Origin of the sequence: Actinomadura sp. CNU-125 (assembly GCF_001942465.1) — a bacterium.
In the GTDB taxonomy this organism is placed as follows: domain Bacteria; phylum Actinomycetota; class Actinomycetes; order Streptosporangiales; family Streptosporangiaceae; genus Spirillospora.
In genome coordinates this window covers 1-10,222 of the sequence record NZ_MKJY01000194.1, presented here as the reverse complement: position 1 = coordinate 10,222, position 10,222 = coordinate 1, and the positions used below count along the sequence as shown (strand labels likewise).

Genomic DNA, 10,222 nt, shown 5'->3' with positions numbered 1-10,222 from the left:
GAGCACGGCCCAGACGGGCGCGAGCGCGGGCGTCGACGGCCAGCGCCGGGCCGCGGTGCAGCAGGGACGCCGCGACGGCGGCGACGGTGCGACCATGACCGCGATCGGGACGGCCGCCGCCGGGCCGCGCCCCGCGGCGTCCCCGGGGAACGCCGCGGCGGGGCGCCGCAGCAGCACGAGCGGGAGCGTGGCCGACACGTCCAGGACCAGCGCGAGCGGCAGCGTCTGGCCGGTCCCGCCGGCGCGCAGCACCGCCTCGGCGACGGCGGCGGCCGCCAGGCAGCCGCCCGCCACCGGCCACAGCGGCTCCCGGATCGTCGTCACGCACGCCATTGTGGCGCGTTCCCGGCCCCGGCGCGTCCCTCCCCGGGGGGACGCGCGCTCCCCGCCGCCGGGGACGCCACGACGGCTCCGCGGCGGGACGACACGGCACCGCGGCGGCCCGTAGCGTCCGGGGCCATGGAAGCGACCATCGAAGTGCGCGGGCTGCGCAAACGGTACGGGACGGCCGTCGCCGTCGACGACCTGTCGTTCACGGTCGAGCCCGGGCTGGTCACCGGGTTCGTCGGGCCGAACGGCTCGGGCAAGACCACCACGATGCGGATGATCCTCGGGCTGGACCGGCCCGACGCGGGCACGGCCCTGGTCGGCGGGCGCCCCTACCGGTCGCTGCGGACGCCGCTGTGCCGGCTGGGCAGCATGCTGGACGCCGGGGCGGTGCATCCCGCGCGGCGCGCCCGCGACCATCTGCTGTGGCTGGCGCGCGCGAACGGCATCCCGGCGCGGCGGGTCGGCGAGGTGCTGGAGCTGGCCGGGCTGGCGGCGGTCGCGCGGCGCCCGGCCGGGGGGTTCTCGCTGGGGATGCGGCAGCGGCTGGGCATCGCGGCGGCGCTGCTGGGGGATCCCCCGGCGCTGATGTTCGACGAGCCGGTCAACGGGCTGGACCCCGAGGGCGTCGCGTGGATCCGGGGGCTGCTGCGGACGCTGGCCGCCGAGGGCCGCGCGGTGCTGGTGTCGTCGCATCTGATGAGCGAACTGGAGGGCGGCGCCGACCATCTGGTGGTGATCGGGCGGGGCCGGCTGATCGCCGACACGGGCGTCGCCGCGCTGCTGGCGGCGGCGTCGGGCGGGCGCGTCGAGGTGCGCACGTCCGAGCGGCGGGAGGCGATGACGGTGCTGGCGAACGCGGGCGCGACGGTGACGTCGCCGGGACGGGACGCGGTGACGGCGGCGGGTCTGCCCGCCGGGCGGGTCGTGGAGCTGCTGACGGAGGCCGGGGTGCCGTTCTCGGGGGTGGCCGAGCACCGGGCGTCGCTGGAGGAGGCGTACATGGAGCTGACCAGGGACGCCGTGGAGTTCCGTGCCGCCGCCGGGACGGCCCCCGCCGCGGCCGCGGGCACCGGCGGGGACGCGGCGGCGGACGCGTCCGGCGGGGAGGCGTCATGACCGCGGCGCGTACCGGAGCACGGTCCGGGCGGGCGGCGACGGGTTCGGGCGGCTGCTGCTGGCCGAGTGGACGAAGCTGCGGTCCGTCCCCCGCTGGGTGCTCGCGTTCGCGGCCGCGGTCGTGGTGACCGCCCTGGTGGCGCTGCTGACCGCGGCGTCGACGCAGACCACGGGCGGCGGCGGGCCGGGGACCTCGCCCGTGCCCGCGGGCGCCACCGACCAGGGCCACTACACCTACCGGACCCTCACGGGGGACGGGAGCATGGTCGCGCGCGTCGCGTCCCAGCGGGCGGACGAGGCGTGGGCGAAGGCGGGCCTGATGGTGCGCGCGGGCGCGAGCCCGGCACCCCCTACGCGGCGATCATGGTGACGCCCCGGCACGGGGTGCGGATGCAGACCGGCTACGAGAGCGGCGGCCGGGGCGGCGGGACCGGGGCGGCCCCGCACTGGCTGCGGCTGGACCGGTCGGGACCGTCCGTCACCGGGTACGCGTCGGCGGACGGGCACGACTGGCGCAGGGTCGGCGAGGTGCGCCTGGACGGGCTCCCGGACACGGTGACGGCGGGCCTGTTCGTCGCGTCCCCCGACGAGATCGAGGTGGTGCGGCAGTTCGGCGGCGAGGAGGTCTCCGGGCAGCCGACCGAGACGACGGCGACGTTCGACGGCGTCGCGCTGCCGGCGCTGGCGCGACGGCGCGGCGGGTGGCGGGACACGGCCGGGCCAGGGGGCCCGGCCGCGCCCGAGGGCACCGGGTCCACCCGCGCGGGCGGCGTCTTCACGCTGACGGGCGCGGGCGACATCGGCCCGGACCTGTTCTCCGACGACACGACCCGCACCGCCCTGACCGGGCTGCTGGTCGGGCAGGCGGCGGTCGTGGCGGTCGCGGTGCTGTCGTCGCCTCCGAGTACCGGCGCCGCATGATCGCGGTGACGCTCGCGGCGTCGCCGCGGCGGGGCCGGGTGCTGGCGGCCAAGGCCGCGGTGATCGCCGCGGCGGGTCTGGCGGCCGGGCTGGCGGCCGCGCTCGGCGCGCTGGCGGCGACCGACGCGGGCGGGCTGCCGGTGCCGGACCTGACGGACGGCACGGTGCTGCGGGCGCTGGCGGGCACGGGCCTGCTTATGTCGGCGGTCGCGGTGCTGGCGCTGGCGGTCGCGGTGATCGTGCGGCCGCACCGCCCCGGCGATCGCGGTCGTGCTGCTCGCGCTGCTGGTGCCGCAGATCGTGGCGTCCGGGCTGCCGGTCTCGACGGCGCGCTGGCTGGAGCGGCTCACGCCGGCGGCGGGGTTCGCCGTGCAGCAGACCGTCCCGCGCTACGACACCGCGATCGGGCGTGGGCGGGCCTGGGGGTGCTGTGCGCGTACGCGGCGGTCGCGCTGGCCGCGGCGGCGTGGCTGCTGCGGCGGAGGGACGCGTGAGCGCGGGAACGGCCGGGCCCGGGGCCGGGCCCGGGTACGGCACGGTGGCGGCGCGGGCGCTGCGCGCCGAGTGGATCAAGCTGCGGACGCTGCGCGGCACCGGGTGGCTGCTGTTCGCGCTGGCGGCGTCGACGGTCGCGGCGGGCGCGGCGGCGATGTGGCCGGTGGACACCGCGAACTGCCCGTCCCCGGCCGGGTGCCTGGAGGACACCCCGCGGCTGAGCCTGTCGGCGTCCGGGTGGGGCAGGTCGCGGCGGTGGTGCTGGGGGTGCTGGCGATCGGCGGCGAGTACGGGACCCGCACGATCGTGCCGACGCTGGCGGCGGTGCCCCGCCGGGGGCTGGTGCTGGCGGCGAAGGCGGCGGCGGTCGCCGGGCTCGTCCGCCGCGCCGCGGGGACGGCCGGGGTCGCGGGGTCGCTCGCGGCGGGCCGGTTCGTCCTGCCGCGCAACGGCTTCACGGCGGCGGCCGGGTATCCGCCGCTGTCGGTACTGGACGGGCCGACGGCGCGGGCCGCCGCCGGGTCGGTGCTCTACCTGGTGCTCGTGGCGCTGCTGGGGCTGGGCGCGGCGGCGGCCGTCCGGGGCACCGCCGGGGGCCTGACGGGCGTCCTGGGGCTGCTGTGGGCCGCGCCGGTGGTCGTCCCGCTGGTGGGCGACGACCGGTGGCAGGAGCGGCTGGAGCGGTTCGCGCCGATGCCGGCGGGCCTGGCGGTGCAGGCGACGCGGGCGCTGGAGCGGCTGCCGGTCGGGCCGTGGGCCGGGCTGGGGGTGCTGGCCGGGTGGGCGGCGCTGGCGCTGCTCCTCGGCGGGACGGTCCTGGCCCGCCGCGACGCCTGACCGCCGCCCCGCTATCCGCGCGTCCGGCCCCGGCCCCGCCCGGCCCGCCTAGGCCCGTGCCCCGGGCCTGGGCGGGTCAGGGGGTGAGGGGCTTGTCTCCCGCGCTTCGGTCCCCGTTCCGGCCGGTGCCCTCTTCGGTGTCGGGGTCGATGACCTCGCCGGGGACGACCGGGCCGCGCGGTGTCCCGGCGGGGTCGCGGCCGTCGCGGCCGGTGGGGCCGAAGGGCCCGAACCCGCCGAGGCCGCCGAACCCGCCCGGTGCGTCCTGCCCGAAGGGCCCGGCGCCGCGTCCGCGTCCGCCGGGCGGGAACATCGCGGACGGGCGGGACTGCGCGACCCGCATCCGGCGGGCCGCCCACCGCGACAGCAGCGCCCGCACCGCGGGGCGGGTGAACGGCAGCACGAACAGGAACCCGAACACGTCGGTGACGAATCCGGGGGTGAGCAGCAGCACCCCGCCGACCAGGACGAGCGCGGCGTCGGCCAGCTCCCGGTCGGGGACGACGCCGCGCTCGAAGGTCTCCTGCAGGGCCCGCCACGCGCGGCGGCCCTCGCGGCGCATGATCCAGCCGCCCAGCACGCACTCCAGGACCAGCAGCGCGACGGTCGGCCAGGCGCCGATCACCCCGCCCACCTGGATGATCACGTAGATCTCCAGGACCGGCAACACCAGGAACGCCAGGACCAGTGCGAGCGGCAGCATGGCTCCATCTTCGGGGTCGGAAAAAGCCTCCACCGGGGTCAACGCCGCGACGCCCCCGAACGTTTCCCCGGCGGCGGCCCGATCACCCAGAGCGAAACGGCGGCCGGGCGGGCGGGGCGGTCAGCGGGGGCCGCGGAACTTCTCGACCCGGTCGGTCATCCCCCACTGGGTGATCCGCATCGCGGCCTCGGCCATCACGTCGCGGCTCATCTTGCTGGTGCCGTGGACCCGCTCGACGAACGTGATCGGGATCTCCACGACCCGCAGGCCCTCGCGGAGCGCCCGCAGCGCCAGGTCGATCTGGAAGCAGTAGCCGCGCGAGTCGACCTCGTCCAGCCCGATCTTCTCCAGGGTGGCGGCGCGGAACGCCCGGTAGCCGCCGGTGGCGTCGTGCAGGGGGATGCCGAGCATCAGCCGGGCGTAGGTGTTGGCGCCGCGCGACAGCGCCTCGCGCCGCCGGGGCCAGTTCTCGACGCGGCCGCCGGGCACCCAGCGGGCGCCGATGACCAGGTCGGCGTCCTCCAGGGCGGACAGCAGGCGGGGCAGTTCCTCGGGCTGGTGGGAGCCGTCGGCGTCCATCTCGACCATCACGTCGTAGCCGCGTTCGGCGGCCCACCGGAACCCGGCGATGTAGGCGGGGCCGAGGCCGTCCTTGCCCTGCCGGTGCAGCACGGCGATCTGCGGGTCCTCGCCGGCCATGGCGTCGGCGACCTCGCCGGTGCCGTCGGGGCTGGCGTCGTCGACGATCAGGACGTCCACCGACGGGACGGCTTCGCGGACCCGGCCGGTGATGCGCTCGATGTTGTCCCGCTCGTTGTAGGTCGGGATGATCACGAGCACGCGCCCCAGCTCGCCCGGCATCTCCATCGGCGTCATTTCTCCTCGTCGTTGCTGTCCACCGCGGCACCGTCCGGCCCGCGCGCCGCCCGTGCCGTCCGCGTGGAGCGGACCATGGCCCCGGCGGCGGCGCAGGCGGCCGCGACGCCCAGCGCCGCCATGGCCCACTCCGGCGCGGCGCCCATCCGGTCGGACAGGGTGGTGGACGTGCGCGCCGGGACGGTGGCGACCTGCAGGTCCCGGACGAACTCGCCGGACCGGTCGATCATCCGGCCGTCCGGTGCGACGATCGCGCTGATCCCGCTCGTCGCGGCAACCAAGATCGTACGGCCATGTTCGACCGCGCGCAGCCGGGACATCGCGATCTGCTGCGGCGGGAGGCTGGTGTGCCCGTAGGTGGCGTTGTTGGTCTGCACGACCAGCAGCTGCCCGGCGGCGACGTCGCGGACCTCCTGGTCGTAGGCGACCTCGAAGCAGATGACGTCGCCGACGGTGACGGGCCCGAGCCGCATGACGCCCGAGCGGGTGCCGTGGACGAAGTCGCGGGGGATCTGGCCGAACCGGTCGATGAACTTCGTCAGGATGTCGCGGAACGGGACGTACTCCCCGAACGGGACGGGGTGCCGCTTGACGTAGTAGTCGCCGGGGCCGGTCTCGGGGTCCCACACGATGCCGCGGTTCTCGACCTTCTCCTGGTCGGGGGTGGCGGTGAGCGCGCCGACGAGCACGGGCACGCCGATGTCCTTGACGGCGCCGTCGATGGCGGCGTAGGCGTCGGGCTCGCGGTAGGGGTCGAGGTCGCTGGAGTTCTCCGGCCACACGACCAGTTCGGGGCGGGCCGCTTCCCCGGCGCGGACGCGGCGCGCCAGCTCGCGGGTCGCCTCGACGTGGTTGTCCAGGACGGCGCGGCGCTGGCCCTGGAAGTCCAGGCCGAGGCGGGGGACGTTGCCCTGGACGACGGCGACGGTGACCGGGCGGCCGTCGGCCGGGGTCGGGATCAGGGCGCCGCCGCCGACGATCGCGGCGATCAGCGCGAGCGGGACGGCGACGGACGCGGCCGCGATCAGGACGCGGCTCGGGCCCCGGCTGCGCGGCCCGCCGCCCGCCGTCTCGGTGGTCGTCTCGTCGCTCGGTTCGATCGTCGCCTCACCGTCCGTCCCGGCCGCCGTCCCGGTCGCGGCTTCGCCGCCGACGCGGGTACGGGTGCGGGTGCGGAGGGCGGCGAGCGCCGCGTAGGCGAGGAGCCCGCCGGTCAGCGCGGTGAGGAAGGTGACCAGCGGCGCGCCCGCGACGGAGGCGTAGGGGGTGAGCGGGGTGGAGGTCTGGCTGAACGCCAGCCGCGCCCAGGGGAACCCGCCGAAGGGGACGCGGCCGCGGGCGGCCTCCTGCGCCACCCACAGCCCGGCCGCCCACACCGGCCAGCCGGGGAGGCGGGCGGCGAGGGCGATCCCGGCGCCCATCGGGGCGAGGTAGGCGGCCTCGACGAGGCTGAGCAGGACCCACGCGTCCGGGCCGATCTTGACGATGCCGGTGAGGACGGGCAGGAAGAACGCGGCGCCGCCGAGGAAGCCGAGCCAGGCGCCGGTGCGGGCGGTGGCGCGGACGGTGCCGGGCGCGGTCCGCAGGCCGGGGACGCGGCCGTGCAGAGCGAGGGTGAGGAAGGCGACGCCCACGGGGGCGAGCGGGACGAGGTCGTGCGGCGGGAACGCCAGCCACATGAGCAGCCCGCCCGCGACGGCGAGCAGCGTCGGGCCCAGCCGGCGTCGCCGCCGCGGCGGAACCAGGCGGCGGCGCGCCGGTGCCGACGGGGCCGGGCGTCCGGTGCGGTGCCGGACGAGCCGTCCGCCGACGGCGGGCGCGTCCGGGCCGGGGGCGCGGCGTGCCGAGCCGGCCGGCGGCCGGTCCGGAAGGATGTCCTGGGCCAACTCCACGCCCCGTTCGCTCGATCGTTCGGGGTTCTCCCGACTCTCCCTGCTCGGAACGCTACCGGGCCGAGCGGCGACGCGACCCCGGCGCGATCGGGGGCCGCGGGCGTTCGGGTGTGCGGGCAGGCGGGGACACGGAAGAGGGCCCGTGACATCCGTCGGGCCGGAGTCGTCCCACAGGCGGTGAGAACGAGGCTCCGTTTTCTACTGGATGTCCGGGCCCTTCCCGGGTCCAACCCCCTGGCCGATCGGGCGGCTCCGCATCCGGGCGCCGCGTCGGATCACCGCGCTGGCTCGGGCGGGCGACCGGAACGTTGCCCTCGCTCTTCCCGCCGCGGCACGGTGCCCGGCAGCGTCTCGGGCGGCCGATCGGTGAGTCCCGTGCTGGACTGGAGCCGAATTTACCGGCTCTCACGGCCTTGTCAACCGCCGCATGTTCTGCGGCTACTCCCCGTTCACCCAGGTCAGGGCCATGATCGGTGCCCGGGACGACATATCCGCCGGTCAGGGCGGCGGCGCGGCCCGGCCGGTTCCGGTTTTCCGGGCGGTCATTACTGGGGGGCGGGCACGACGACGGTCCCGGTGGCGGTGGCGGCGACGACGGGTTCGGGCAGCACCTCGGCGGACGACTCGCCCTTGTCGGGGCGTCCCCGGCACACCACCCGGGCTTCGAACTCCAGGGTGCGGCTGCGGGTGCCGACGCGGGCGACGACGGCGACGGTCTCCACGACGTCCCCGGCGCGGACGGGGGCGCGGAACTGCACGTCGGAGTAGGACGCGAACAGGCCCTCGTCTCCGTCGGTGCGGATGCACGCCTCGGTGGCGGCGTCGCCGAACAGGGCGAGCAGGTAGGCGCCGTCGACGAGGTCTCCGGCGTAGTGGGCGTGGGAGTAGGGGATGTAGCGGCGGTGGACGACGGTCAGTCCCCGCCGCGGGTCGGCGCCGGACGGGGCTGCGGTGTCGGTCACGACGGGTCCTTTCCGGTGGCGTCCTCCGGCAGGAGGGCGTGGACGACGAAACTGGCGACCTCGGCGGGGGTGGTGCCGCGGCCGAAGATCCGGTCGACGCCGAGGTCGCCCGCGGTGACGGTGTCGAACCGGGGGCCGCCGACGACGAGCAGCGGGCGTCCCATGCCGGGGCCGACGGCGGTGGGGTATTCGGCGTGGAACGCGGCGGCCATCTGCTTGGTGTTGTGCAGGTGGGCGTTGCGCTGGGTGACGACCTGGGACACCAGGACGGCGTCGGCGTCGACCGCCTTGGCGCGTTCGACGAGCTCGGCGACGGTGACCTGGGCGCCCATGTTCACGACCTGGATCTCGCGGTAGTACTCCAGGCCCTTCTCCCCGGCGAATCCCTTGACGTTGAGGATGGCGTCGATGCCGACGGTGTGGGCGTCGGTGCCGATGCAGGCGCCGACGATCACCAGCCGCCGGTTCAGGGCGCGGCGGATCGCGAGGTTGACCTCCTGGGCGGTCAGCAGCGGGTACTCGCGTTCGGGCGGGGCCGGGATGGAGGCGTAGTCGATGAGGTGGCGGGTCTTGCCGTAGACGATGAAGAAGGTGAAGTCGGGGCCCATCGGCTTGGCGTGGACGACGCTGGCGGGTTCCAGTCCCATCTTCCCGGCGAGCTGCAGGGCGGCGGCGTCGGCGCGGGGCCCGGCGGGGACGGGCAGGGTGAACGACATCTGCACCATGCCGTCGCCGGTGGTGTCGCCGTAGGGGCGGATGACCTGCCGGGTGTCGGCGGGCTCGGTCGGCGCCCGGGTTCCGGTCCCCGTGCCGGGGCTCTCGACGGTCATGCGGGCACCTCCTGGTCGGCGGCGGTCGGGGCGTCCTGCGGGTCCTCGGTATCGAGGATGTCGATGGCGGGGTTGACGTACCCGTCGGCGCGCTCGACGACGCCGTCCAGGCCCTTGCCGCCGTCGGGCGGGCGGCGGGTGACGCCGAAGGTGCCGTCGGCGATGGCGGTGAGCAGCCCGTCGTCGCCGATGCGTTCGAGCAGCTCCAGGGATTCGGCCAGCACCGTGCGGGCGCGCCGCGCGACGACGCCGTCGGGGCGGGGGACGAAGTCCTCGGCGAGGTCGCCGCAGGCGTCGCGGACGTAGCGGACGTTCTCCAGGGCCAGGTCGCGGTCCGACAGCCAGGGGGTGTGGATGCCCTCGGTCATCATCCCGATGAGGATGATCGACTGGCCGGTCATGACGCCGGCGAGGTTGAAGAAGGCGTCCAGCAGGTACCCGGCGAAGATGTTGCCGGTCATGTGCTTGGTGGGCGGCATGTACTTCAGCGGCGCGTCGGGGAACAGTTCCCGGACGAGCTGGGCGTGGGCGAGTTCGAGCCGGAACGACTCGGGGACCTTCGGGTCGATCTCGAAGGCGTGGCCGAGGCCGAGCTGGGCGTCGGCGAGCCCGGCCTCGTGCCCGAACCGCTCGTTGAGCAGCTGGCTGACGACGACGGTGTGGGCGGCGTCGACGGCGTCGGCGGTGGTGAGGTAGTTGTCCTCGCCGGTGTTGATGACGATGCCGGCGCGGGCGTGGATCTGCCGGGAGAACCGCTGGTCGATGAAGGTGCGGCGGGGGTTGATGTCGCGGAAGATGATCCCGTACATGCAGTCGTTGAGCATCATGTCGAGCCGTTCGAGCCCGGCGAGGGTCGCGATCTCGGGCATGCACAGGCCGGACGCGTAGTTGGTGAGCCGCACGTACCGTCCGAGCTCGCGGGAGACGTCGTCGAGGGCGGCCCGCATCAGCCGGAAGTTCTCCTGGGTGGCGTAGGTGCCGGCGTAGCCCTCGCGGGTGGCGCCCTCGGGGACGAAGTCCAGCAGCGACTGACCGGTGGAGCGGATCACCGCGACGACGTCGGCGCCCTCGCGGGCCGCGGCCTGCGCCTGCGGGATGTCCTCGTGGATGTCGCCGGTGGCGACGATGAGGTAGACGAGCGGGCGGGCCCGGGCGGCGGGGTCGGCGGGACGGTCCGGCGGCGGCAGCTCGGCGAGCAGCCGGTCGCGTTCGGCGCGAGCGTGCGGTCGATGCGGGCCATGCCGCCGCGGGCCGCGGCGG

Annotated in this window: 12 protein-coding genes; 5 read left to right on the top strand and 7 right to left on the bottom strand. The window is 76.2% G+C overall.

Annotated features, from left to right (window positions below; all coding sequences use genetic code 11):
- Positions 1–324, bottom strand: a 324-nt coding sequence (locus BJF79_RS22305) for a hypothetical protein (RefSeq protein WP_143220087.1), incomplete at its 3' end; no start/stop codon positions are given.
- Positions 325–459: 135 nt separating this feature from the next.
- Between BJF79_RS22305 and BJF79_RS22300 the strand changes: the two genes are divergently transcribed.
- The 5 genes from BJF79_RS22300 to BJF79_RS22290 all read left to right on the top strand — a co-directional run bounded on the left by BJF79_RS22300 (position 460) and on the right by BJF79_RS22290 (position 3,699).
- A complete protein-coding gene (locus tag BJF79_RS22300; RefSeq protein ID WP_075900173.1) occupies positions 460–1,446 on the top strand; it encodes an ATP-binding cassette domain-containing protein in 987 nt (328 codons plus the stop codon).
- Positions 1,361–1,816, top strand: a complete 456-nt coding sequence (locus BJF79_RS61110; RefSeq protein ID WP_262402410.1) for a hypothetical protein — start codon at positions 1,361–1,363, stop codon at positions 1,814–1,816. Before BJF79_RS22300 ends, BJF79_RS61110 begins: the two co-directional genes overlap by 86 nt.
- Positions 1,747–2,367 carry a DUF1349 domain-containing protein gene (locus BJF79_RS61105; RefSeq protein ID WP_262402409.1) on the top strand — a complete coding sequence of 207 codons (621 nt, stop codon included), beginning with the start codon at positions 1,747–1,749 and terminating at the stop codon, positions 2,365–2,367. The genes BJF79_RS61110 and BJF79_RS61105 overlap by 70 nt, the downstream gene beginning before the upstream one ends.
- Positions 2,364–2,861, top strand: a complete 498-nt coding sequence (locus BJF79_RS61100) for a hypothetical protein (protein ID WP_262402408.1) — start codon at positions 2,364–2,366, stop codon at positions 2,859–2,861. The genes BJF79_RS61105 and BJF79_RS61100 overlap by 4 nt, the downstream gene beginning before the upstream one ends.
- A gap of 103 nt (positions 2,862–2,964) precedes the next feature.
- Positions 2,965–3,699, top strand: a complete 735-nt coding sequence (locus BJF79_RS22290) for an ABC transporter permease (RefSeq protein ID WP_262402407.1) — start codon at positions 2,965–2,967, stop codon at positions 3,697–3,699.
- 76 nt (positions 3,700–3,775) lie between these two features.
- Here the strand turns inward: BJF79_RS22290 and BJF79_RS22285 are convergent, their stop codons facing one another.
- The 6 genes from BJF79_RS22285 to BJF79_RS22260 form a co-directional block, all read right to left on the bottom strand.
- Positions 3,776–4,402 (bottom strand): FxsA family protein, encoded by a 627-nt coding sequence (locus tag BJF79_RS22285; protein WP_075900171.1) that lies wholly within the window; start codon positions 4,400–4,402, stop codon positions 3,776–3,778.
- Between the two features lie 120 nt (positions 4,403–4,522).
- A complete protein-coding gene (locus BJF79_RS22280; protein WP_083733658.1) occupies positions 4,523–5,269 on the bottom strand; it encodes a polyprenol monophosphomannose synthase in 747 nt (248 codons plus the stop codon).
- A 5-nt stretch (positions 5,270–5,274) separates the two neighbouring features.
- Positions 5,275–7,170, bottom strand: a complete 1,896-nt coding sequence (gene lnt / locus BJF79_RS22275; protein ID WP_075900167.1) for an apolipoprotein N-acyltransferase — start codon at positions 7,168–7,170, stop codon at positions 5,275–5,277.
- Positions 7,171–7,715: 545 nt separating this feature from the next.
- Complete coding sequence (locus tag BJF79_RS22270; RefSeq protein WP_075900165.1) at positions 7,716–8,132, bottom strand: hotdog fold domain-containing protein; 417 nt, start codon at positions 8,130–8,132, stop codon at positions 7,716–7,718.
- Positions 8,129–8,962 (bottom strand): OAM dimerization domain-containing protein, encoded by an 834-nt coding sequence (locus tag BJF79_RS22265; RefSeq protein ID WP_083733656.1) that lies wholly within the window; start codon positions 8,960–8,962, stop codon positions 8,129–8,131. Before BJF79_RS22265 ends, BJF79_RS22270 begins: the two co-directional genes overlap by 4 nt.
- Positions 8,959–10,222, bottom strand: a 1,264-nt coding sequence (locus BJF79_RS22260) for a lysine 5,6-aminomutase subunit alpha TIM-barrel domain-containing protein (protein WP_075900163.1), incomplete at its 5' end; no start/stop codon positions are given. The genes BJF79_RS22260 and BJF79_RS22265, both read right to left, overlap by 4 nt.